This window comes from Solwaraspora sp. WMMA2080 (genome assembly GCF_027497395.1).
Lineage (GTDB): Bacteria > Actinomycetota > Actinomycetes > Mycobacteriales > Micromonosporaceae > Micromonospora_E.
In genome coordinates, this window is sequence record NZ_CP114910.1 from 3,242,932 (window position 1) to 3,266,688 (window position 23,757).

General features: G+C 71.6%; 21 protein-coding genes and 1 pseudogene. 8 read left to right on the plus strand and 14 right to left on the minus strand.

Features of this window, described 5'->3' with window-relative positions; all coding sequences use genetic code 11:
- Nucleotides 1-213: 213 nt before the first annotated feature.
- Nucleotides 214-1,650, plus strand: coding sequence for a GuaB1 family IMP dehydrogenase-related protein (locus tag O7543_RS14660; protein WP_281553312.1), 1,437 nt, complete (start codon nt 214-216; stop codon nt 1,648-1,650).
- A 53-nt stretch (nt 1,651-1,703) separates the two neighbouring features.
- Here the strand turns inward: O7543_RS14660 and O7543_RS14665 are convergent, their stop codons facing one another.
- The 8 genes and pseudogenes from O7543_RS14665 to O7543_RS14700 all read right to left on the minus strand — a co-directional run bounded on the left by O7543_RS14665 (nt 1,704) and on the right by O7543_RS14700 (nt 7,731).
- Complete coding sequence (locus O7543_RS14665) at nt 1,704-1,937, minus strand: transglutaminase family protein (protein WP_281567469.1); 234 nt, start codon at nt 1,935-1,937, stop codon at nt 1,704-1,706.
- A gap of 65 nt (nt 1,938-2,002) precedes the next feature.
- Nucleotides 2,003-2,146, minus strand: a pseudogene (locus O7543_RS14670) (alpha-E domain-containing protein); the annotation flags it as partial.
- Entirely contained in the window at nt 2,107-3,303 is a 1,197-nt protein-coding gene (locus O7543_RS14675) for a circularly permuted type 2 ATP-grasp protein (RefSeq protein WP_281567470.1), read from the minus strand. The pseudogene O7543_RS14670 and the gene O7543_RS14675, both read right to left, overlap by 40 nt.
- Nucleotides 3,225-3,506 carry a hypothetical protein gene (locus O7543_RS14680; RefSeq protein WP_281553309.1) on the minus strand — a complete coding sequence of 94 codons (282 nt, stop codon included), beginning with the start codon at nt 3,504-3,506 and terminating at the stop codon, nt 3,225-3,227. The genes O7543_RS14675 and O7543_RS14680 overlap by 79 nt, the downstream gene beginning before the upstream one ends.
- A gap of 173 nt (nt 3,507-3,679) precedes the next feature.
- A complete protein-coding gene (locus O7543_RS14685; protein ID WP_281553308.1) occupies nt 3,680-3,973 on the minus strand; it encodes a type II toxin-antitoxin system RelE/ParE family toxin in 294 nt (97 codons plus the stop codon).
- Nucleotides 3,970-4,260 carry a type II toxin-antitoxin system Phd/YefM family antitoxin gene (locus O7543_RS14690; protein ID WP_281553307.1) on the minus strand — a complete coding sequence of 97 codons (291 nt, stop codon included), beginning with the start codon at nt 4,258-4,260 and terminating at the stop codon, nt 3,970-3,972. Before O7543_RS14690 ends, O7543_RS14685 begins: the two co-directional genes overlap by 4 nt.
- 603 nt (nt 4,261-4,863) lie before the next feature.
- Nucleotides 4,864-5,994, minus strand: a complete 1,131-nt coding sequence (locus O7543_RS14695; protein WP_281553306.1) for a helix-turn-helix transcriptional regulator — start codon at nt 5,992-5,994, stop codon at nt 4,864-4,866.
- A 333-nt stretch (nt 5,995-6,327) separates the two neighbouring features.
- A complete protein-coding gene (locus O7543_RS14700) occupies nt 6,328-7,731 on the minus strand; it encodes an NAD(P)H-quinone dehydrogenase (RefSeq protein WP_281553305.1) in 1,404 nt (467 codons plus the stop codon).
- Between the two features lie 133 nt (nt 7,732-7,864).
- On the opposite strand from O7543_RS14700, the gene O7543_RS14705 reads away from it, so the two are divergent.
- Nucleotides 7,865-8,320 carry a gamma-glutamylcyclotransferase family protein gene (locus tag O7543_RS14705; protein WP_281553304.1) on the plus strand — a complete coding sequence of 152 codons (456 nt, stop codon included), beginning with the start codon at nt 7,865-7,867 and terminating at the stop codon, nt 8,318-8,320.
- A gap of 45 nt (nt 8,321-8,365) precedes the next feature.
- Here O7543_RS14705 and O7543_RS14710 read toward each other — a convergent pair whose 3' ends face one another.
- From O7543_RS14710 to O7543_RS14720, 3 genes are read right to left on the minus strand one after another with little or no spacing between them, the layout of a single operon-like run.
- Complete coding sequence (locus O7543_RS14710) at nt 8,366-9,124, minus strand: hypothetical protein (protein WP_281553303.1); 759 nt, start codon at nt 9,122-9,124, stop codon at nt 8,366-8,368.
- A 54-nt stretch (nt 9,125-9,178) separates the two neighbouring features.
- On the minus strand, nt 9,179-10,117 hold the full coding sequence (locus O7543_RS14715) for a hypothetical protein (RefSeq protein WP_281553302.1): 939 nt from the start codon (nt 10,115-10,117) through the stop codon (nt 9,179-9,181).
- An 11-nt stretch (nt 10,118-10,128) separates the two neighbouring features.
- Complete coding sequence (locus tag O7543_RS14720; protein ID WP_281553301.1) at nt 10,129-10,758, minus strand: MBL fold metallo-hydrolase; 630 nt, start codon at nt 10,756-10,758, stop codon at nt 10,129-10,131.
- A gap of 127 nt (nt 10,759-10,885) precedes the next feature.
- On the opposite strand from O7543_RS14720, the gene O7543_RS14725 reads away from it, so the two are divergent.
- Nucleotides 10,886-11,992 carry a DUF4349 domain-containing protein gene (locus O7543_RS14725; RefSeq protein ID WP_281553300.1) on the plus strand — a complete coding sequence of 369 codons (1,107 nt, stop codon included), beginning with the start codon at nt 10,886-10,888 and terminating at the stop codon, nt 11,990-11,992.
- A gap of 8 nt (nt 11,993-12,000) precedes the next feature.
- Here O7543_RS14725 and O7543_RS14730 read toward each other — a convergent pair whose 3' ends face one another.
- Nucleotides 12,001-13,260, minus strand: a complete 1,260-nt coding sequence (locus O7543_RS14730) for an amidohydrolase (protein ID WP_281553299.1) — start codon at nt 13,258-13,260, stop codon at nt 12,001-12,003.
- 472 nt (nt 13,261-13,732) lie between these two features.
- On the opposite strand from O7543_RS14730, the gene O7543_RS14735 reads away from it, so the two are divergent.
- The 4 genes from O7543_RS14735 (at nt 13,733) to O7543_RS14750 (ending at nt 20,710) form a co-directional block, all read left to right on the plus strand.
- Nucleotides 13,733-15,769 carry a serine/threonine-protein kinase gene (locus O7543_RS14735; RefSeq protein WP_281567471.1) on the plus strand — a complete coding sequence of 679 codons (2,037 nt, stop codon included), beginning with the start codon at nt 13,733-13,735 and terminating at the stop codon, nt 15,767-15,769.
- 663 nt (nt 15,770-16,432) lie between these two features.
- Complete coding sequence (locus tag O7543_RS14740) at nt 16,433-18,157, plus strand: phospho-sugar mutase (RefSeq protein ID WP_281567472.1); 1,725 nt, start codon at nt 16,433-16,435, stop codon at nt 18,155-18,157.
- 56 nt (nt 18,158-18,213) lie between these two features.
- Nucleotides 18,214-20,190: a hypothetical protein gene (locus O7543_RS14745; RefSeq protein ID WP_281553296.1), complete on the plus strand. Its 1,977-nt coding sequence runs from the start codon at nt 18,214-18,216 to the stop codon at nt 20,188-20,190.
- 28 nt (nt 20,191-20,218) lie between these two features.
- Entirely contained in the window at nt 20,219-20,710 is a 492-nt protein-coding gene (locus O7543_RS14750; RefSeq protein ID WP_281553295.1) for an 8-oxo-dGTP diphosphatase, read from the plus strand.
- Between the two features lie 20 nt (nt 20,711-20,730).
- On the opposite strand, the gene upp is transcribed toward O7543_RS14750, so the two are convergent.
- Together upp and O7543_RS14760 are read right to left on the minus strand one after the other, a co-directional pair.
- Nucleotides 20,731-21,363: a uracil phosphoribosyltransferase gene (gene upp, locus O7543_RS14755; protein WP_281553294.1), complete on the minus strand. Its 633-nt coding sequence runs from the start codon at nt 21,361-21,363 to the stop codon at nt 20,731-20,733.
- Nucleotides 21,344-22,645, minus strand: a complete 1,302-nt coding sequence (locus O7543_RS14760; RefSeq protein WP_281553293.1) for a glycosyltransferase — start codon at nt 22,643-22,645, stop codon at nt 21,344-21,346. The genes upp and O7543_RS14760 overlap by 20 nt, the downstream gene beginning before the upstream one ends.
- Before the next feature lie 142 nt (nt 22,646-22,787).
- On the opposite strand from O7543_RS14760, the gene deoC reads away from it, so the two are divergent.
- A complete protein-coding gene (gene deoC / locus O7543_RS14765) occupies nt 22,788-23,753 on the plus strand; it encodes a deoxyribose-phosphate aldolase (protein ID WP_281553292.1) in 966 nt (321 codons plus the stop codon).
- The last annotated feature ends 4 nt before the right edge of the window (nt 23,754-23,757 follow it).

Here is a 23,757-nt window from a genome sequence, read left to right on the forward strand (position 1 = left end):
ATTCGGTCGCACAGCGGTCGACCGTCAGGAATCATCTTTGGAGGACGATGCCGGAACTTGAGGGAATGCTGAGGATCGCCTGGGGGTTCGCTTTCAGAAGTTCTGAGGAAACGTCTCCGGCTCTTGATCGCCAGGGCATGACCTGGACCTGCTGCGCTCGCGATCGGCTCCGGAACCGCCGCGCCGGGATGCCCGGGAGGGCATGATGGCCGGGTGCGGTTCACTTCCGACGTGCCCGGCGGGCACGAGCTCACCTACAACGACGTCTTCCTGGTGCCCAACCGTTCCGACGTGGCGTCCCGCCTCGATGTCGATCTGGCCACCACGGACGGCACCGGCACCACCGTCCCGATCGTCGCCGCCAACATGACCGCGGTGGCCGGCCGGCGGATGGCCGAGACCGTCGCCCGGCGGGGCGGCCTGGCGGTGATCCCGCAGGACATCCCGATCGAGGTGATCGCCGAGGTGGTCGCCTGGGTCAAGCGGCGGCACCTGGTGCACGACACGGCGTTGACCCTGGCTCCCACCGACACCGTCGGCGACGCGATCCATCTGCTGCCCAAGCGGTCCCACGGCGCGGTGATCGTGGTCGAGGCCGGGCGTCCGGTCGGCATCGTCACCGAGTCCGACTGCGCCGGCGTCGACCGCTTCGCCCAACTGCGGGACGTGATGTCCCGCGAGCCGCTGACCGTGCCGGAGACCACCGACCCGCGTACCGGATTCGACCTGATGGCGCAGGGCCGACGGCGGGCCGCGCCGGTGGTCGACGACGCCGGCCGGCTGGTCGGGGTGCTGACCCGGGCCGGCGCGCTGCGCGCCACCCTGTACCGGCCGGCAGTCGACGCCGCCGGCCGGTTGCGGGTGGCCGCCGCCGTGGGCATCAACGGCGACGTCACCGGCAAGGCCACCGCGCTGCTCTCCGCCGGGGTGGACACCATCGTGGTGGACACCGCGCACGGCCATCAGGAACGGATGCTGGCCGCGGTCCGCGCGGTGCGCAAACTGGACCCGACAGTGCCGGTGGTGGCCGGCAACGTGGTCACCGCCACCGGGGTCGACGACCTGATCGACGCCGGTGCCGACATCGTCAAGGTCGGTGTCGGGCCGGGCGCGATGTGCACCACCCGGATGATGACCGGGGTCGGCCGTCCGCAATTTTCCGCCGTGCTGGAATGCGCGTCGGCGGCCCGCCGACGCGGGCGGCACGTCTGGGCCGACGGCGGGGTGCGCCACCCCCGCGACGTGGCGCTCGCCCTAGCCGCCGGAGCGGCCAACGTGATGATCGGGTCCTGGTTCGCCGGCACCTACGAGTCGCCCGGCGACATCTACACCGACCCGGACGGCCGACGCTACAAGGAAAGCTTCGGCATGGCGTCCGCCCGGGCGGTCAGCGCCCGCACCGCCGACGACAGCCCGTTCGAGCGGGCCCGCAAGGCGGTCTTCGAAGAAGGGATCTCGTCGGCGCGGATGTTCCTCGACCCGGCCCGACCCGGCGTCGAGGACCTGATCGACGAGATCGTCGCCGGGGTACGCAGTGCCTGCACCTACGTCGGGGCCGCGACCCTGGCCGAGTTCCACGACCGGGCGGTCGTCGGGTTGCAGAGCACCGCCGGCTACACCGAAGGCTTGCCGGTGGCCGGCAGCTGGTGAGCGAAGCCCGGTCGGTGCGCGAAGTCCAGTCGGTCGGTGCGCGAGGTCGCGGTTCAGCGCAGCCGGGTGATCGCCACCTCGACGCCCTGGCCGGTGTTCGCCGGGCCGGCGTACACCCCTTTGAGTGGTGGCACGTCGCCGTACTCCCGGCCCCGGCCGACCGCCACGTGCCGTTCGCCGACCGGGATCCCGTTGGTCGGGTCGAACGCCGTCCACCGGCCGGCCCACCACTCCACCCAGGCGTGGCTCTGCCCGTCGAGCAGGTCCCCCGGAGGCAGGGTCTCCACCGTGGAGAGCACTCCCACATCTCCGACGAGATCGTCTCAAGGGCGCCACGGACGTTCTCCCGGGCGGCGGCCAGTGACCCGACGACCGAACTGGCGCTGCGTCCGTCGAGGCCGAGCAGCCCGACGAGCCGCGCCGATGACACCGGCTGGTCGTCGACGTCGACGCCCATCACGCCGAGCAGCGACCGGCAGGCGGTCTCCTCGGCCACCCCCGGATCAGAGATGATCCGGTGCAGGTGTACGTCGAGGGTGCGTGAGGTGTCCTTGGATCCACCGCCCTGGCTGGAGTTGACCACCACGCCACCCGGGTCAGGCCGCCGGGCAGTACCCAGACCCGGTCGCCGTCGTTGACCGCGAACGGGCGCAGGTCGACGTGCCGGGCCCGCAGCCGGTTGCCGATCAGCGTCGGCACCATCGACAGGGCCACCTCGCGCTGGGCGATCCAGCCACGGGGGTCGATCAGGATCCGCTCCCGGACCTGAGCCAGCTGCTCGTCACTGGCCTGGGAACCGATCACGATGCCGGCGCCGCCGGAGCCGTCGACCGGCTTGAGCACCAGCTGATCGAGCCGGTCGAGGACGTGGTCGAGCACGTCCGGGCCGTCGTCGAGGCGGTACGTCTCGACGTTCGGCAGGATCGGTTCCTCGGCCAGGTAGTAGCGGATCAGCTCCGGCACGTACGTGTAGAGCAGCTTGTCGTCGGCGACACCGTTGCCGACCGCGTTGGCGATGGTGACCCGGCCGGCACGGGCCGCGTTGAGCAGCCCGGCGACGCCGAGCACCGAGTCGGCCCGGAAGTGCACCGGGTCGAGGAAGTCGTCGTCGATCCGCCGGTAGATCACATCGACCCGCTGCTTACCGCCGGTGGTGCGCATCGCCACCTCGTTGCCGACGCAGACCAGGTCGCGCCCTTCGACCAGCTCGACGCCCATCTCCCGGGCCAGCAGCGCGTGCTCGAAGTAGGCCGAGTTGTGCACCCCGGGGGTGAGCACCACCACCGTCGGGTCGACGACGCCCGCCGGCGCGGCGGCCCGCAGCGCCCGCAGCAGTTGCGCCGGATAGGACTCCACCGGCTGGATCCGGGTCGAGGCGAAGACCTCCGGCAGTACGTTGGCCATCGCCCGCCGGTTCTCCATCACGTAACTGACCCCGGACGGCACCCGTACGTTGTCCTCCAAGACCCGGAAGGTGCCCTGCTCGTCGCGGATCAGGTCGACTCCGGCGACATGGATGCGCACCCCGTTGTGCGGCATGATGCCGGCCGCCTCGCGGTGGAAGTGGGCGCTGGTCACCACCAGCCGGCGGGGTACCACGCCGTCGGCAAGCACCCGGGCCGGACCGTGGATGTCGGCGAGGAACGCCTCCAACGCGCGTACCCGCTGAGCGCGAAGGTGATGCCCTGGTCGAGAAAGGCCCGGGCGAGGACGTCGGCGCGTACCTCCAGCTCGGCGCTGGACAGGGGCTGCAGAGTGGCGTGCAGGGCCTCGTAGGTCTGTCGCGGCATGCCCGGCTCGCCGAACATCTCGTCCCAGCCGGGGCCGAGGTGGTAGTCCTCGAACAGATCGGCCATCGGCCAGCCCCGCCCTTCATCCGACGACTGCGGTCTGCTCCCTGTCCCCGATGGTTATCACACCTGCCTGCATCACACCACGGAGCGCGGCCGCCTGCATCTTCACGGTTCCCGCACGGTACGCGTTGCTCGTTGCGTACGAGTAACGCGACCGGACGTGTCCGTCGCGCCGGTCAGCGCGACCGGTAGGCATCGCCACGATGCTCGACGGCGGTGACCGTGACCACGTACCGCTCATCATCGATCTCGTAGAGGACCCGGTAGGCGCCGCGTCGGGCCGACCAGGTCCCTTCGTAGGGCGGGAGCATCAGCGGTTCACCGAGCCGGTGTGGGTTGTTGATCAACACAGTGGTGACGAACTCGTAGACGGCTGTCGCGACCTTCTCCGGCAGCCGCCCGGCAAGGGCACGGGCCGCCGGTCCGGCGATACGGATCTGATAGGGCCGCTGGTCCGAGGGCTGACTCACTGGTCACGAGATGACGGAGCCCGGCTGGCCATCAGCGCGGCCACCTGGCTGGCATCCAGTACGTCACCGGCCGCGATGGCCGCCCGGGACTCGGCGAGCTGGCGCATGGCCTCCGGGCTGGAAAGTACGTCCAGAGTCTCCTCCAGCGCGGCGAGATCGTCCGGAGAGATGAGAACCGCGACCGGGCGTCCATGGCGCGTAATCTCGATGCGCTCGTGGGTACGTTCGACTTCCTCGATCAGCTCCGACAGCCTGTTGCGGGCATCAGTGAACGGCATGATCGCCATGTCGTCAGCCTAGCAGAACTGGCGCGAATTCTGTACAGTTTCCGACCTCTCCAGGGGGCGACGAACTACGCAGCGTCACCTCGCTGGGTCGAGTTGTCCGACCGAGCCTGATGCCACAGGTGCATCTTGATGCACCTGTGGCATCAGGCATAAAAACACCATGGGTCTGGCGGCACCGAAAGGTCCGGCAGCCCCGTCGCAGTCGATCAGATCGTGCGCTGCGGCTCAGATCGACCGTCGGATGCGGCGGTACTCGGCGGCGGCCAGCGTCATGCGCTTGCACCGCGCCGGCCGCCGCTTCGTCGAGGTCCCGGTCGGTGACCGGCCCGTCGTCCATCGCGGTCACCGCCCCACCCCGCCGGTCACGACAGGTAGTACCGGCCGCCGTTGCCGCCCCGCCGGTCGGCCCGGTCGGCACGGGGGAACCCGGCCAGACCGCCGCCGATCTGGGGCCCGGCCCCGCGGATCCCACGCGAGGGCATTCGCGGGGTACCGAGCAGGACCGGGCCGTACGGGCCGCACGCCCTGCGGCGCTCCAGCGCAGCTACACGACCCGCACGTAGAGTGCCGGCCACGACGCGTGGCGGTCTACCGATCGCACCGTTACGCGGACGGTGCGGACAGAGCGCGGACACCTGCGGACGCCCTGGCGGCGAGGCGGTCGTCCCCTGTGGTGGCCGCTACCGAGGCAGCCTCGGTGTACGCCTGCTCCGCCGCTCGACGGTCGCCGATGTGTGCGTGGGCATCGCCGAGGTCACACAGGTGTGCGCCGGACCAACCGGGCCGCCGCCGGTCCGGCGCGAGGCCGGTGGCAAGCAGTTCGACGGCCTTCTCGGCGTAGCCCGGATGGCCGGCGTCGGCGAGGTGCAGGAGGACGACGCCCTTCTGTACCAGGAAGAACGCGCCGGTATGAAAGTAGTTCCAGGGCGGCACCGGACGCTCGAACTGCCGGGTAGCGTGCTCGGCGGACCGGTCCAGGACGCCGAGCACTGCGCTGGGCCGATGCCCGCAGGAGGCCATACCGCGCGCCTCCTGACCGGCACTGCACGCCAGCTGGCCAGGGTGGACACCCGGCTGGCGCTGCGCGGCCTGCGACAGCGAGATCATCGCGCCAACCTGGCCCTGATGCTCGGCGGCGTAGCCACGGAAGCTCAGGATCGTGGCGGCGAGGTCGGTGTCTCCGGTCTCGGCGGTCCACGCGAGCCCGGCAGCCCACGTCCGCTCAGCTCCGGCGGCGTCGCCCACTGCTGCGTACAACCAGCCAACGAACTGCGCCCACTGCCCCGCGACGTCGACCAGGGCGCGCCGGTTCGCGTCGGCGGCGTCGCGGACGAGGCCCGTGATGACGTCGAGCTGCATCGCGGCCGCCGGGAGCACCGAGCCCGAGCCGACCGCGTCGTCCAGTCGCCGCTGGGCCGCGAGCAGATCGGCGAGTGCCGCAATTCCGCCTGCGCTGATCTGGTTGGTGCGGCTCGCGTGGTGCAGCCGGGCGACCTGGTCGCCGTCGAGCACCGTGGCCGGTGTGTGGATCATCGCGGTGAGCCGCCCTCCGGCCTTGAGCGCGTCGTCGAGACGCGCAAGCAGCTCGGGCGGTGGCTTTCGGCGGCTCTGCTCGATGTCGTGCAAATGTGACCGGCTGGAGTAGACGATCCGGGCGAGGTCACGTAGTGACAGGCCTGCCTGCTCCCGTAGCGCCCGCAGTGTCGCGGGTAGACGCGGGTCGACGACGCGCACAGAGTCCCTCCCACACGGATGTTGACGGCTGGCCACTGCACCGGCCAGCGCCCTCATCGCGACGGTACGCCGGACCGGCCACCACGGCTATGCTGCTCGGCAGGGGTCGGCCTGCACATCGGCCCCCCGGCGTATCGCCACGCGACGGGGGCTCGCCCTCGCCAGTTCGACCAGCACCGCGAGGCGGAGGCGGGCTGCCGGCACGGGACCTGCCGGCAGCCCGGGCGTCGTCCGCGACCACCGGGAACGGGGGATCCGGGGGTAGCAGATGTTGCCGTGTCAACCGTACGCCTTCCTGGCCGATCCGCGCCGCCCCCGAAAGTTCCTAGTCAATCACTCTTCGTCATGCCACATGAGCTGACGTGCGGCTTCGGCGACTGATCCGGACAACGAAGGATAAATTGTGATTGTGTGCGCCAACTGGCTCACCGTCATATGGTTCTCCACCGCGACGGTGATCGGCATGATCAGCTCGCTGGCCTTGGGGGCCACCACCACCCCGCCGATGATCTGCCCGCTGGCCGGGCGGCAGAACAGCTTGACAAAGCCGTCCCGCAGGTCGGCCATCTTCGCCCGGGCGTTGCCGGCCAGCGGCAGCATCACCTGCCGGGCCTGCACCCGCCCGTCGTCCACCTCGTCCTGGGACACTCCGACGGTGGCCAACTCCGGATCGGTGAAGACGTTCGCCGCGACGGTACGCAGCCGCAGCGGCACCACCGCCTCGCCCAGCGCGTGCCACATCGCGATCCGGCCCTGCATCGCCGCGACGCTGGCCAGCGGCAGTACCCCGGTGCAGTCGCCGGCGGCGTAGATGCCCGGCACGTTGGTACGCGACACCCGGTCCACCGGCACATGCCCGCTGTCCGCGACCGTCACCCCGTACTCGGCGAGCCCCAGGTCCGCCGTGTTCGGCACCGAGCCGACCGCGATCAGCGCGTGCGAGGCGGTCACCGTACGGCCGTCGCTGAGCCGTACCTCGACCCCGTCTCCGACCCGGGTGACCGCGTCGGCGCGCGAGTTGTTCAGAATCGTCATGCCCCGGGTCCGGAACACCTGCTCGATCGCCATCGCCGCGTCGGCGTCCTCGTGCGGCATCACCCGGTCCCGGCTGGAGACGAGGGTCACCGGCACCCCCATCGCCAGGTACGCGCTGGCGAATTCGGCACCGGTCACGCCGGAGCCGACCACCACCAGGTGCTCCGGCAGCGCCGGCAGGTCGTACACCTGCCGCCAGGTCAGGATGCGTTCGCCGTCGGGCACGGCGGTGGGCAGCTGCCGGGGCGTGGCGCCGGTGGCGACCAGTACGGTCGACGCCTCGATCGGGTACTCAGCGTCACCGTTGTCGGGGCTGACGAGTACCCGGTGGGTGTGACCGAGCGTGTCCTCACCGAGCCTGGCGGTGCCGGCGACGAATGTCACACCGGCCTTGACGAGTTTGCTGTGCACGTCGGCCGACTGGGCCAGCGCGAGCCGCTTGACTCGGGCGTGCACGGCGGTCGCGTCGACGGTGACCGCCTCCAGCCCGTCGGAGTCGATGCCGAACTCCTCGGTGTCCCGGTACCCGGTGACCACCTCTGAGCTGGCGATGAAGGTCTTGGACGGGACGCAGTCGGACAGCACGCAGGCGCCGCCGGCCCCGTCCGCCTCGACCACCGTGACGTCGGCCCGCAGCTGCGCCGCGACCAACGCCGCCTCGTAGCCGGCCGGGCCACCGCCGATTATCACTATCCGCTTCAAAACGACTCTCTCCCCAAACTCGAACTTATGCTGGCAAACCACCCGGCTGACTGCAGCCGCCGACCGGTTGCCCGACACGCGACACGCTCACTCGTATTCTCCCCCACCCCTCCGCCGGGCTATCGTCATCGCCGTGCGTCACTACGCCGCGTATGGCTCAAACCTCGACCCTGCTCGAATGCGTGCTTACTGTCCGCATTCGCCGATGGTGGGCACCGGCTGGCTGGAAGGCTGGCGGCTCACCTTCGCCGGTGAGGGGGTGATCGGCTGGGAGGGAGCGGTCACCACCATCGTGGAGTCGCCCGGCGACCGGGTCTTCGTCGCACTCTACGACGTGCACCCGTGGGACGCCGCGCAGCTCGACGAGGTCGAGGGCGCGTTGTCCGGCACCTACCGGCGGCTGACCGTCCGGGCGGTCACCCTGGACGGCGCGGCCACCGCCTGGGTCTACGTCTTCGACGGGTACGAAGGCGGGCTGCCCACCGCCTGGTACCTGTCGGAGATCGCCAACGCCGCCGAGAAGGCCGGCGCGCCGGACGACTACGTCGCCGAGCTACGAAAGCGACCCACCCGTACCGCCACCGCCTGACCTGCCTACCGCCGGCCGAGCAGCAGGACGCCGGCCGTACGCTCGTCAGTCGGCCGGCCGACCGGTCGCCGGCCGTACGTGGGACAGCGCAGCGTGCAGCAACTCGACGAGTTCCCGCCGCTGCTCGGCACGCAGCGCGGCGAACGCCTGACCGGTGATCCGGTTGGTAACCCGGTCCGCCCACAACCGGCGGCGGATCAGCGGGCCGACCGGCGGCCACGGCGGCGACCACCCGGCCGCGACCGCGGCCTTCGTCCCGTCCGGGCCGCCCATCAGCGCCTCCACCGGCGTCAGCCCGGCCACCCGTACCGCCATCAGGTGTGCCCCGGAGCGGTGCTCGCCGAGCAGTCGTACCGCGACGGCGGCCCGCGCCCCGGCCGCGTCGTCCGGCCGGGGCATCGCCCGCCAGGCGGCGAACAGCGGCATCGCGGTCGCGTCCGCCGCCCCCACCACCGCCTCGGCCAGCTCGACCAGCCGGTCCACCTGCGGACAGTCGCCGAGCTGCTCGACACCCCACCGGCAGCATTCGGCCATGCTCACCGCCGCCACCCCGGTCGGGTCGGTCACCGCGCTGGCAGCCTGCCAGCCGTCGGCCACCGCGTCGGCGGCGATGAACCCGAGCGCGGCCGCGACCGTTTCGGCCGGTACGCCGCCGAGCACCCCGGCCCGGCCGGCGATGTGGAACGCCCAGCCGCTGAGCCCCAGTTGGCGCGCCCGGCTCAACGTGCGCGGACACTCCTGGTACGCCGTACTCAACTCGTGCAGGCTGCGCCGGCACGCGCCGGCCGCCTGATCGGGAATCACCGCGTCATCGCCTTTCGCCCACCCGCCCGGCCGGTCACCGCCACCGACTTTCCGTCAGCGGTCGGTCTGCGGCCCGGGCAGGTCCTCCAGCGCGGCTGCCACGTCGCCGGCGTACCGTCGGGCGGCGACGGCTGCCCGTTCCGCAGTCTTGCGCGCCACCTTACGACGGGCATGCTCCCGCTCGGCTGCTGAGCGTCGCCGTTCCCATTCGGCCAGTTGACGCTGCGCCTCGGCGACGGCGTCGGCCGCGTCCTGCTCGGCGGCGACGGCCCGGTCGAGTTCGGTGCGGGCGGCCCGCTGGCCGGCCTCGGCTTTGTCCAGCTCGTCGACCAACCGCTGCCGGCGGGCGGCCCGCGCGCGAGCAGCCTTGTCCGCCGCCCGAGCGGCCTTGTCCGCCGCCCGAGCGGCCTTGTCCGCCGCCCGAGCGGGCTCGGCCACTCGGGTCGGCTCATCGGCGGCGGCCACCCCGTCGTCCGGGCCGACCAGCCGCAACCGGGGCCGCGGGACCTCGCCGAAACCGGCGTAGTCGACCGCACGGACCAGCCGGCCGGATCGCACCTGGGCGGCGATCTCCTCGTCGGCGAGGGCAGCGGACAGGGTCGCCTCGACCTCGCCCAACGGCAGCTTCGTCGACGCCAGCGCCGGGTCCTCGGCGACGGCCAGCTCCCGGCACTCGGCCACCAGCCCGTCGACCAGCGCCCGCCGCCGGGTCGACAGCTCGCGCAGGGCGGGACCCCGCAGGTCCCGCTGGGCGGCGCGCAACTGACCGGAGAGCTCCACCAGGCCGTCGAGCAGGTCGGCGCGGCGCAGCGCGAGCAGGTTGACCAGCCAGGCGGCCACTGTCGGTTTGCGGAGCTTGCCGATGGCCCGGGCGGTGTCCGGTTCGCTGCCCCGGGCGGCCGAGACGGCCTCGGTACGGGCCGCGACGAACCGCGCCGGCGGTACGGCGTACAGCCGTCGCACCACCTCGGCGGGTACTACGCTGCCGGTCACGGCGGCCCGGCTCAGCGGGCCGGGGTGCCGGCCGGCAGCCGGGCGTAGTCGCAGCCGGCCAGCTTGGTCATGTTGCTGTCGGTGACCTTGTGCCCGGCGTCGTTGAGCAGCCCGTCGTGCAGGGCGAGCGCCCGGCGCGGGGCCACTGCGCGGACGAACTCGACCGCCTCGGAGAGCTTCAGCCAGGGCGCGGAGACCGGCACGAACAGGGTGTCCACCTCGGCGTCGGTCGGCACGTCGAACGAGTCACCCGGATGGTAGACCGAGTCGGCGATCAGGAAGCCGAGGTTGGGCACCCGGGGCAGGTCGGGGTGGATCTCAGCGTGCCATCCCCCGTACGCCCGGACCGGGATACCGGCGGCCTCGAAGCGCTCCCCGGACTCGACCGCGGTCGCCACCTCGCCGAGCCCGTCCAGCTTGGACACCACCGATGGATGAGTGTGGATGGTCACCGAGGGTCGTCGAGCGAGCGCGTCGGTCAGCTGGCCGACGTCGAGGTGGTCGAAGTGCTCGTGGGTGACGAGGACCGCGTCGACGCCGTCGAGCGCGGCCGGCTCGCTGAACGCGCCCGGGTCGATCACCAGCACCGCGCCGTCGTGTTCCACCCGTACGCAGGAATGCCCGAACTTCATCAGTCGCACCGTGACCCCCTGTGAGCCGAATCGTGATCTGCCGCCTCGCAGTCTGCCGGAACCGGCCGGCTCGCGCCGCGCGTCTGAACGACACCTGGCGAACCCGTATGACGATTCCGAGGAGCACCCCTTGACTGTGAAGAACGCAAGACGAGGCCGGTGGCGCACCGGTGGCCGGCGCGGCGCGGCGACCGGCACGGCGGCCCTGCTCGCCCTGCTGATCCTGACCGGCTGCTCAGGATCGGAGGACTCCGGTGTCAGCAGCTCCGCCGACATGCCGCAGCGGGCCGAACCGGCCCCGGCGGGTGGCGCGCCTGGCGACGGCGGACTGACCGGCGGGGACGACGCGGGCGGCGAGGAGGCGGCCGGTGCGGACTCGGCCGGCGGCGCTGAGCGGGGCGGCCAGGCCGACCGGCCGGACGGGACCTCACCGGTCGACCTGGCGGTGGGCAACCGGTCGATCATCTACTCCGGGTCGATCACCGTACGGGTGACCGATGTGCCGGCGAAGGCCGGCGAGGCGGCGACGATCGCGACCTCGGTCGGCGGGTTCGTCGGGCGAGACCAACGCTCCGAGTACGAGTCGTACGGCCGGGCCACGCTGGAGCTGCGGGTGCCGGCGGAGCAGTTCGACCAGGTCGTCGACCGGCTGTCCCGCCTCGGCGAGGAGGTCAGCCGGGAGTTGACCACCCAGGACGTCACCGAGGAGGTGCTGGACCTGGACGCCCGGATCACCACCCAGCAGGCCCGGGTGCGCAGCGGCCGGGCGCTGCTGGCCGAGGCGGAGACCCTGGCCGATCTGGTGATGCTGGAGTCGGAGCTGGCCAAGCGGGAGGCGGACCTGGCGTCGTTGGAGGCCCGCAAACGTGGCCTGGACGACCTGGTGACGCTGTCGCGGATCACCGTCGAGCTGATCGGCCCGGACGCGACGCCACCGGTCGACGACGAGTCGGAGCTGGGTTTCCTGGCCGGGTTGGGGGCCGGTTGGCGGGCGTTCGTCGGGTCGATGCAGGTGCTGGTCACCGTGGTCGGCGCGCTGCTGCCGTGGCTGATCGCACTCGGCGTACCCGCGTTGGGGGTGTTCTGGCTGGTGCGGACGTCGCGGGGCCGGTCCCGGCCGGTTCCGGCCGCCACCGCACCCGCCGGCGGCGCACCGGTGCCGGCACCGCGAGGTGACCACGACGGTACGGAAGGTGACCGCACGGACGACGACCGGGTCGCCGGCGACGCGACGGCCGGCTGATCCGCCGGTCAGTCGGCCGCGGCCAGCTGCAGCACGGTGTGGACGAGCAGGCGGACGCCGACGGCGATCGCCCGCTCGTCCACGTCGAACGAGGCGCGGTGCAGGTCGCTGCCGGCCTCGGCGCGGCCGACTCCGAGCCGGGCCAGGGCACCCGGCACGTACTCCAGGTACCAGGAGAAGTCCTCGCCACCCATGCTCTGCGGGGTGTCTGCGACGGCGGCGGGGCCGAGGGCCGCTGCGGTGGCGGCGGTGAGCGCGCCGATCGCGGCGGCATCGTTGATCACCGGTGGTCGACCACGCAGATACTCGATGTCGACCGTCGCGCCGGTCGGGGCGACCACTTCCCGGATGATCTGGGTGACGATGTCCGGTGCGGCGTCCCAGGTCGGCCGGTCCAGCACCCGCAAGGTGCCGGCGGCGCTGGCCTCGTTGGGGATCACGTTGTACTGGGTGCCGGCGGACGCCTGACCGAAGACCAGCAGCAGGCCGGCATTGGCCGGCACCCGCCGGTTGACCAGCGCGGGCACCTCGGTGACCAGCCGGCCCAGGGCGTTGACCAGGTCGACGGTCAGGTGCGGGCGGGCGGTGTGACCGCCCGGACCGGACAGCCGCACGCTGATGTTGTCCGCCGCTGCGGTGATCGGGCCGACCCGCAGCCCGACCCGGCCGACCGGCAGGTTCGGGTCGCAGTGCAGCGCGAAGATCTGGGTGACGTCCTCGAGCCCGCCCGCCGCGACGACCTCCAGCGAGCCGCAGGGCAGGATCTCCTCCGCCGGTTGGAAGATCAGCCGGACCCGCTGGCGCAGTTCGCCCCGGTCGGCGAGCTGCGCGAGCAGCATCGCCACGCCGAGCAGCACGGTCGTGTGCACGTCGTGCCCGCAGGCGTGGCAGACGCCCGGCACGGTCGACCGGTACGGCACGTCCTTGACGTCGGCCAGCGGCAGCGCGTCGATGTCGGCGCGCAGCGCGACCACCGGGCCGTCAGCGGGGCCGGCGTCGATGTCGCAGATGACGCCGTTGCCCTTGGGCAGCAGCCGGGCGGTGAGCCCCATCCTGGTGAGCTGGTTGGCGATGAACGCGGCCGTCTCGAACTCGTGGCCGGACAGCTCCGGGTGGGCGTGCAGGTGCCGCCGGATCGCGGTCAACTGCCGCCCGCGGGCATCGAGCAACTGGTCCAGCCCGGCCGGCAGGGGTTGGGCACCTGGCAGTGGATCGGGCCAGGACGACGCCATCTCGCTGCCGGTGGGCAACGTCAACGCACTCGTCACGTCAGATTCTCGATCACTGTGGATGGGATGGGACTCCGACAGCCTAGACCGGGGACGGTAACGCTGCGCAACGTCATTCGGGTAGTGGCCGCATCGCGTATTGTCATGGAATGCCTGGTAGAGGCGATCGGACCGCTGCGGTCCGCCCCGAATGTCACCATCGTAGGCAGCCATGGGTCCCACACCTCCTACGCCGAGTAACGAGCCACGTAGCGACCCGGCTGCCGGTTCGACCGAAAACTGACAGATATCTGACTGTCGCGACACCCCCCAGTCCGGGCGTGCCATCTGATAACGACACCGTGACGGGTTGCGCACCTAGAGTCCGATCCGGTGTACATTGGGCTACCACACAACGACACAGAGTGGACTTCTCACCAACCTCGGCGCGTAGCTTTCGTTCCGCCGAGCGACCCAGCAAGATAGAGGGGTTGGTTCCCCGGCCCCTCAATTTCTCTCGGCGGCATTTCCTGTGACTCAGATTCCGACGTGGAGTGGCGGACCAGTCAGCTCTACCAGCGCACGAGCGGCACCCGGCGCCACCATCGGTGGCCGGTACTCGCTGCGTGCCGCGGTCGGGCACGGTGGCATGGGCACCGTCTGGCGCGCCACCGACACCCTGCTCCGACGCGACGTGGCGGTCAAGGAGGTCGTCCTCCCCCCGGGGCTGGCCCCCAGCGACCGCGACGCGATGTACGAACGCACCCTGCGGGAGGCCCGCGCGGCGGCCGCACTGCAGCACCCGGCCGTGGTCCAGGTCTACGACGTGGTCACCGAGGGTGGCCGCCCGTGGATCGTGATGGAGCTGCTGGACGCCCGCAGCCTCGCCGACATGGTCATCGAGGATGGCCCGGTCGCCCAGCGCGCGGTCGCCAAGATCGGCATCGCGCTGCTCGGCGCGTTGGAGGTCGCCCACGCCATCGGCGTCCTGCACCGCGACGTCAAGCCGGCCAACGTGCTGATCTGCACCGACGGTCGCTGCGTACTCACCGACTTCGGTGTCGCGCGGATGCCCACCGACGTCCAGCTCACCACGCCCGGGATGGTGCTCGGCTCGCCGCACTTCATCTCCCCGGAGCGGGCCATGGGCCAGGACTTCGGGCCGCCGAGTGATCTGTTCTCCCTCGGCGTCACGCTCTACACCGCCGTCGAGGGGCGCCCGCCCTTCGACAAGGGCGACCCGATCGAGACCATGCACGCCGTCGTCGAGGACCCGCCCGCCGCCCCGGTGCGCTCCGGCCCGCTCACCGAGGTGCTCTTCGGCCTGCTGGAGAAGGACCCGGCGCGACGCTTCGACGTACCGACCGCCCGGAGCATGCTGCGCGAACTGCTCGCCGGGCCGCTGGCCAGCAAGGCCCCGGCCAACCTGGTCACCGACCCGTACGCGGTGGTCTCGGTGCAGCGACCGCCCAGTTGGCAGCAGCAGGCCCGACCGGCGCCACCGGCGCAGCCCCAGCCGAGTGGCAAGATCGGTGGCCGGGCGATGATCGGCCCGGACGAGTCGCTCACCGACCGCCTCGCCGAGCTGCGCAAGGCCGGCCGGCAGATGCCGAGCGCGGCGCAGTGGTCCGCCGCCGGGCTGGACAACGCAAACCCGACCTCGCCGGCGGCCGGAGCGACCGCCGCGATGCCGATCAGCCAGGCCGGCGTACCCGGTCCGCGTGGGCAGCAGCCGGTTCGGCACGGCCACGGCCCGCAGAGCGGCCACGGCCAGCAGGGCGGCCAGGGCGGTGCGCTGCTCAGCCCGACCGGGGCGATGCCGGCGCCGAGCTGGAGCGACGGGCAGCCGGGCTGGGATCAACCGGCGGCCGGTCGGCCGGCACCGGGAGGTGCCGCCACCGCCGGGGCGATGCTGGACAAGGCGATCGCCGGGCTCCGGCAGGGCACCGGCAGCGCCGTCGAGAAGGTGAAGAGCTGGGACCGGAAGGTGCAGATCGGCGCGGCGGCCGGTGCCACGCTGCTGATCCTGCTGCTGTCCGTGACGCTGTTTAGTGGCGACGACGACGCGTCGCAGACCCCGTCTATCGTTGCGCCTGTCAGCACTGAACCGCCAGGCCCATCATTCGAGACGCAGACCTACGTTGAGCGCGGCATTTCGGTTGAGGTACCCGACGGCTGGGCCAGGACAGAAGCTGGGGTCTGGGTCGATTACACCGACCCAGAGGAAAGTGGGCGTCGCGTTCGACTCCTTGTCGAGAACGCAGGTCCCTCCACTCAGCCGCTGTCTTTCCTCAGAGCCGCAGGCGACCGGTTGTCGAAAAATCGCGGCAGTTGCGATGAGCCGTATCAGGAGATCAGACTGGATGAGTCCAAGATCGCAGACCAGCCATCAGCTGAACTGGAGTACACCTGCGGCGAAGGACAGGAACAACGACACGGCATCTGGCACGCCGTGGTCGCCAACGGAAAGGCGTACTCGTTCTTCCTGACCACCCCAGACGCCCGATTCGAGGAAAGTAAGCCGATCTTCGACGAAATGGTACGAACTTTCTCTCTGACGAGCAGCTAAGTATGGACCTCCTGCCCGAGGACCGGCACCCCTTCCCCAGGGCGTACCGGTCCTCGGGCAGCGCAATCTACAAGATCTCCACCTGACCACTCACCAGGTAGTCTCCAGAGTTCTGCGAACAGAAGGCGCTTGACGTCGGCGACGAGGTCGAACTGTAAAAGACGACCTGCCCCTGATCTTGGTAGTTGTATGCCGGGATACCACCGCCACCTGGGTAGCGGCAGTTCGCAAGGGCACGCTGGAACCCATAGTCGCCCGACACGGTCATCCAACACCAACTCGCATAGAACGGAACCCCATTCAGCGTTCCACTCGTAGTGTCGCAGGAAGTAGCCAATGCCGCAGAAGTTGAGGAGGAACGCTTCCCCACCTCAGCACCCTGCCCAGCAGAGGCAGGAACAGCTAGGACTGATGCGAGAAGAAGGCCTACTGAGGCAAGCCCCGCGATCGATCCCGCATATCCCAGCATCCGGGAAGCCCTGAAACCTGCAACTCTTCGAGACATGACAAAACTCCCTACTAAGATGATCCCGCTGGCGACACCAGGCGAGGAAGTGCCATCAAGACAACAGGACAGCACGCCAAAAGATTGACTACCATTAATATTCAACAAAAACAACTACTCAAAGCGCCAAGACGGATACACCAACTCGGAAGTGGTTTATGTCACAGCCCGCAACCTCGCCAATTGACGGCAGCTCATCCGACTACGACGGTCCAGGTCTCCAGACTCTGCGTACCCGGGTGGTGGCCTGGCTCGGCGACGAGCCGGACCCGGCCGCCCGCGCCGAACTGCTGACCCTGCTGGACCAGCTGCCGGGCAGCGCCGCCGAGCTGGCCGACCGGTTCGCCGGGCCGTTGACGTTCGGCACCGCCGGGCTGCGCGGTCCGCTGCGGGCCGGCCCGAACGGCATGAACCTGCAGGTCGTCACCAGGGCCGCCGCCGGGCTGGTGAGCTGGTTGGCCGAGCAGGGCGGCTCCGGACCGGTGGTGATCGGCTACGACGCCCGGCACGGGTCACGGGCCTTCGCGGTGCGCACCGCCGAAGTGGTCACCGGTGCCGGGCGGGACGCCTACCTGCTGCCCCGCCCGCTGCCCACCCCGGTGCTGGCGTACGCGGTCCGCGCCCTCGACGCGGTGGCGGCAGTGATGGTCACCGCCAGCCACAACCCGCCGCAGGACAACGGCTACAAGGTCTATCTCGGCGCTCAGCTCGGCGGACCGGCCGGTGCGGGCGCGCAGATCGCCCCGCCGGCCGACCAACAGATCGAGGCGGCGATCCGGGCGGTCGGAAAGCTGGTCGACGTGCCGCTCGGCGGCCCCGGCAAGACGCTGGACGACGAGATCGTCGCCGGCTACCTGCGGACCGCCGTGGCGGTGGTGGACCGGGCGACCCCCCGGGCGCTGACCGTGGCGTACACGCCGCTGCACGGCGTCGGTGGGGCGGTGCTGCGGGAGGCGTTCGTCGGTGCCGGATTCCCGGCACCGCTGGTCGTCGCCGAGCAGGCCGAGCCGGATCCGCAGTTCCCCACCGTGGCGTTTCCCAATCCGGAGGAGCCCGGCGCGATGGACCGGGTCGTCGCGCTGGCCCGGGCACACGGAGCCGACCTGGCGATCGCCAACGACCCGGACGCCGACCGGTGCGCGGTCGCGGTGCCACGCGGCGGCGACGGGTGGCGGATGCTGCGCGGCGACGAGCTGGGGGTGCTGCTCGCCGATCAGCTGATCCGGCGCGGCCGGCACGGCCGCTACGCCACCACCATCGTCTCGTCGTCGCTGCTCGGCGTGCTGTGCGCGGCGCGCGGCGAGCCGTACGCCGAGACCCTCACCGGCTTCAAGTGGATCGTCCGGGCCGGCAGTGACACCACTGACGGGGCCGAGGTGCCGCTGGTCTACGGCTACGAGGAGGCGCTCGGCTACTGCGTGGCACCCGACCGGGTACGCGACAAGGACGGCATCACCGCCGCGCTGCTGCTCGCCGAGTTGGCCGCCGAGCTCAAGGCAACCGGTCGGGGCCTGGCTGACCGGCTCGACGAACTGGCCTGCGAGTTCGGGGTGTACCAGACCGACCAGCTCGCCGTGCGGGTCGACGAGCTGAGTGAGATCGCCACCGCGATGGCGTACCTGCGGGCGAACCTGCCGACGACGCTGCTCGGCGAGCCGGTCACCGCGACGCAGGATCTGCTGCCCGACGCCGACGTGGTGATCCTGCGTACCGGCACTGCCCGTGTCGTGGTCCGTCCTTCCGGGACGGAGCCGAAGCTGAAGGCGTACCTGGAGGTGGTCCAGCCGGTGCCGGGCAGCGATCCGGCTGCGGCCCGCGAACGGGCCGATCGGGCGTTGGCACAGCTGCGGGCAGAGACATCGGCCGCCCTAAACATCGGATGATGCCCGTTTCACCCGTTAGGCGCGACCAATTCATATTGCTGATCGTTTAGCTGGTTATGCTAGCTAGCCGCTGCTTCGCCTACCTGACCGCCGCGACGCACCGGCGGTACACGCTGCTCCCCTTCCACCGGCAGACTGCCCTGTTCCGCCTGACCCGTCGGCCCGGCCAGGCCGCCCGATGCTGGCTGGGCCGACGTCTGCGGCCGGCCCGCCCGACCGCCGCCGGTCTCCCCCGGCGATGGTCCGTACTGGACGGACGCCCCGTCATGGCCGTCGTCGTCGACGACGACACGATCAGCCCGCTCAACGCCCACCGGCGCAACCTGCACCTCGTCACCGACGCACTGGCCCGGGCCGGGGTGGACCACTTCGTCATCCCGACCGCGTCCGGGTTCAGCAGCCGGGTCGGGGTGCCGGCCGGCGAGCGTACCGCCGCACTGCGGGCCCTCGGCCGCCTCGACGGCCTGGCCGTGGCACGTGCCGGACACCGGTACCGGCGACTGCCGGCCCGGCCCGACTGGCGGCTGCGCCGGACCCCGGTGATCCGGGTCTTCCAGCCGGTGACCGGCGTCAACGGTCAGCTGACGTACGGCGGGCAGGCCGCCTGCGAGATCGAGTTCTGGACCGTCGACGGCGACCGCCTGCACGCGCCCCGCAGTAACGACGTCACCGCCGTGGTCCCGGCCCGGTCGGCCCCGGTACGGCTGACCGAGGCCGAGGCCTGCTGCTTCGCGCCGGAGGACCGGATCGCCCGGCATGTGACCCGTACCCCGTTCACCCGTCGTCCGGCGACCTGGCCCGACTTCCCGGTCGACCTGGTCTGCTGCTGGACCGACCCGACCGACCCGCGGTGGCGGTCCCGCCGGCAGCGGGCCATGGCCCGCACCGCCGGTCCGGTGCCGGCCGCCCGGCGCGCCGACCGGCACCGCCACCGCGACGGTGCCGGCGGTGCCGGCCCGGCGGGCCACGCCGGCGACGAATGGATCGGCTGGGACGGCACCGAGGAACTGCGCCACCTGCTCCGCTCGGTGCACCTGCACGCGCCCTGGATCCGGCGGATCTTCCTGATCACCGCAGACCAGGTGCCGGGCTGGCTCGACGTAAACGATCCACAACTGACTGTCGTCGACCACCGCGACCTGCTCGGTGGTTACGCCGTGCTGCCCACCTTCAACCCGTACGCCGTCGAATCCGCAGTGCACGAAATCGACGGCCTGGCGGAACGGTTCCTCTACCTGCCCGGCAACGTCTTTCTCGGCCGGCCCGTCGACCGGACCACGTTCTTCGAGCCCAACGGGATCCCGAAGGTGCTGCTCGGCCCGCCGCCCGGGCCGGGCCGGGCCGGGCGTCGGGCCGGCTCGGGAGACACCCCGGCGGTGGCCGCCGCGCGGCGCGTCTTCGCCGACCAGTTCGACCGGCTCGTCGACCCGGGCGCCCAGGTCGGCGTACCGTTGCCGGTGCGCCGCTCCACACTGGCCGAGATCTGCACCAGCATTCCCGAGGTGGTCGCCCGGATTCGCGGTCACCAGATCCGGCATCCGGACGACGTGTCACTGATCCGCTCGCTGCACCCGCACTGGTCGTACCTGCGGGGCACCGCGGTCCCCGGGTCACTGCGCCGGCACCGCGTCGACCCGGCCACCCCCGACGCCGCGCTGCGGCTGCACCGCCTGCTCGACCGGCGCGACGCCGACGCCTTCGGGCTGGACACCGAACTCACCAACGCGGTCGACTCCGTCGCCCGCCGGCTGCGGGTCGAGTTCCTCAGCCGCTACTTCCCGACCCGGTCACCGTACGAGGTCGACGCGGAGACCGCGGCGGCCCGCGCCCCGTTCACCGCGACCGAGCTGGCGCAGCGCCTGCTGCGCCCGCCGGTCGGCCGGTTCCCGGTCGGTCCGCAGCTACGGCTGGCCGCCGCGCCGCAGCAGCAGACCCGCCACCGCGACACCGGGTACCCCGCACAGCCGGACCCGCTGTCGGCGGCCGACCCGGTGCCTGCCACCGAGGTGCTGGTGGGACACCGCTGCGGCTGACCGGCCACCGGGTACCTATGGTGACCAGGTGCAGGCGATCATCGCGACCCTCGGCTACGTACTCTCCCCCGACGGACGTCAGGTGCTGATGCTGCGCCGCGACACCCGGCCGGACGACATCCACTACGGCTACTACAACGGGCTGGGCGGCAAGCTGGAGCCGGGCGAGGACGTCATCGCCGGCATGCGCCGGGAGATCCGGGAGGAGTCCGGGTTGGAGTGCGGACGGGTCGAGCTGGCCGGGACCATCTCCTGGCCGGGCTTCGGCCGGCACAGCGAAAACTGGTTCGGCTTCCTGTTCCGGGTGCCGACCTGGTCCGGCGAACCCCGGCCGGACTGCCCGGAAGGCACCCTGATCTGGACCGACCTGGCCGACGTCCTCGCCGGCCGGGTGCCGATGTGGCCCAGCGACCGGCACTTCCTGCCGCTGGTCTTCGCCGAGCAGCCGACCGTCTTCCACGGCGTGATGCCGTTCACCGACGGCGTCGCGACCGGCTGGAGCTGGACCACCGCCGGCTGAACCGAACTGGTCAAGGCCGGTCAGAAGCGCGGCATCCCGCCGAACTGGCGGTCACCGGCGTCGCCGAGCCCTGGCACGATGAACATCTTCTCGTTGAGCCGTTCGTCGATCGACGCGGTCACCAGCCGCAACGGCAGGCCGGAGCGGTCCAGCCGGTCGATCCCGGCCGGCGCGGCGAGCACGCACAGTACGGTGATCTCGGTGGCACCCCGCTCGGCGAGCAGCCGGCAGCAGTGCTCCAGCGAACCGCCGGTGGCCAGCATCGGGTCGAGCACCAGCACCGGGATGCCGGTCAGGTCGACCGGCAGCGACTCCAGATAGGCCCGGGGCTCGTAGGTCTCCTCGTCGCGGGCCAGCCCGACGAAGCCCATCGACGACTCCGGCAGCAGCGCCAACGCCGAGTCGGCCATCCCGAGCCCGGCGCGCAGCACCGGCACCAGCAGCGGCGGGTTGGCCAGCCGGGTCCCGTCGGTCGGTGCCACCGGGGTGGTCACCGGGAAGGACTCCACCGGGAAGGATCGGGCCGCCTCGTACACCAGCATGGTGGTGAGTTCGTGCAGCGCGGCGCGGAACGCCGCCGAGTCGGTCCGGGCGTCGCGCATCGCGGTCAGCCGGGACTGGGCGAGAGGGTGATCAACGACGAGTACGTCCACGGTCGTTGAACCTACTCGCCAGCCCGGCGGCCGACGCATACACCTCACGGATCGCTTCGGCGTAGCGGGCCGGAGTGTGTTCGGCGCAGCGGGCCGCCGCCGTGGCCGCCTGCCGGCGGGCCGTGTCCGGGTCGAGCAGCAGCCGCAGCACCCCGCCGGCCAGCGCACCCGGCTGCGGCTCGGTGCGCAGCGCGGCACCGGCAAGCGCGCCGTGCGCGTGCAGCGCCCGGTCGACCAGCACCACCGGAGCCCCGGCCAGGCCGGCTTCCTGCAGGACCAGCGCCTGGGTGTCGGTCTGCGAGGCGAACGCGAACACCTCGGCGGCCCCGTACGCCGCAGCCACCACCTCCGGACCTTGCTGGCCGGTGAGGGTGATCCGGGCGGCCACCCGAGGGTCGATGGCGCGCAGCAGCCCGGCCAGCCAGCGCGGCTCGTACAGGGCACCGACCAGCACCAGCCGGGCGGCCGGGCAGCCGGCCAGCACCCGCTCGAACGCGGCGATCAGCAGGTCGATGCCCTTCTCCCGGTTGATCCGACCCACATAGAGGACCACCCGGTCACTGGGCGTGATGCCATGGCCGTACCGGAAGGCGTTGATCTCGTCGGCGGTGGTGCGGCGGGCCGCGACCCCGGTCGGCACCAGGTGCACCCGGTCGGCGGGCACCGGCAGGTGGATTCGGTCCAGCACCGCCCGGGTAGGCACCACCACCGCGTCGGCCCCGCCGAGCAGCAGGGTGTTGGTGGCGTCCATGGCGGCCCGGCGACGGGCGACCGCGCCGCTGGCCATCGGCCGATGGTCGCGGGCGTGGCCGGCCGGTGCCGCCGCCGGGCGGGGCACGCCGAGCCGGCGGGCGTACAGCCGGACGCCGGCGCTGAGCGCGCGGGCCGGCACCCGGTACGCGTCGGCGTACGCGTGCAGGTCGGTGTGGTAGGTCTGGACCAGCGGCAGACCGAGCCGGCGGGCGGTGAGGACGCCGAGCAGCCCGACCGGCCCGGGGGTGTGCACATGCACCACGTCCGGGGCGTGGGCGGCGATCTCGGCGATGGTGCCGGTGGCGGCGGCGCCGCGCAGCAGCCACGGCGACAACCGCAGGTCGGCGACTCCGCAGGGCAGCGCACGTAGCCGCAGCACGTCCGCCTCGGCCGGCTGGTCCGGATGCCGGGGCACCACGATCAGGCCGGGATACCCGGCGGCGGCCGACGCCGCCGCGAGAGTCCGCAATGAGGTGACCACCCCGTCGCGGCGGGGCAGGTACGTGTCGGTGAAGTGCACTGCTCGCACGTCAGGCACGGTGGGTCACCGGGGCCAACATGATGTAACGGTAGGCCAACAGCGCCGTTAAGTCTGCTCGTCCGATCAGCCGACGGCCAAGATCGTGAACCTGCTGGCGACGTAGACTCCCGGACATGACAGGACTCGCGGCATGACAGCGGTGAGCACCCCGGCACCCGCGCGCCACGATCTGGCCGAGGTGGGGCGGAGCGCGGCGACCCTGCGCGCCTTCCTGCACGGGCTGCCCGGCGTCGACGAGGTCGGGGCGCGGCAGCGGGCCGCGACGCTCGGCACCCGCTCGATCAAGACGACCGCCAAGGCGTGGGCGATCGACCTGGCCATCCGGATGGTCGACCTGACCACCCTCGAAGGCGCCGACACCCCCGGCAAGGTACGCGCGTTGTGCGCCAAGGCCCGCCGCCCCGACCCGGCCGACCCCGATTGCCCGCCGGTCGGCGCCGTCTGCGTCTACCCGTCGATGGTGCCGACCGCCGCCGAGGCGCTCACCGGTTCCGGCGTACACCTGGCCAGCGTGGCCACTGCCTTCCCGTCCGGGCAGGCGCCGCTGGAGGTGAAGCTGGCCGACACCCGGGCGGCGGTCGCGGCCGGCGCCGACGAAATCGACATGGTGATCAACCGGGGGGCGTTCCTCGCCGGCCGCTACGACCAGGTGTACGCCGAGATCGTCGCGGTCAAGCAGGCCTGCGGCGACGCCCACCTCAAGGTCATCCTGGAGACCGGGGAGCTGGCCACCTACGACAACGTGCGCCGCGCCTCCTGGCTGGCGATGCTGGCCGGCGGTGACTTCATCAAGACCTCCACCGGCAAGGTGCCGGTCGCGGCGACGCTGCCCGTCACGTTGATCATGCTGGAGGCGGTCCGGGACTTCCACGCCGTCACCGGGCGGCGGATCGGCGTCAAACCGGCCGGCGGCATCCGTACCACCAAGGACGCGATCAAGTACCTGGTGCTGGTCAACGAGACCGCCGGCGACGACTGGCTCACCCCCGACCTGTTCCGGTTCGGCGCCTCCACCCTGCTCAACGACCTGCTGATGCAGCGGTCGAAGCTACGCACCGGGGTCTACTCCGGTCCCGACTACGTCACCCTGGACTGATCAG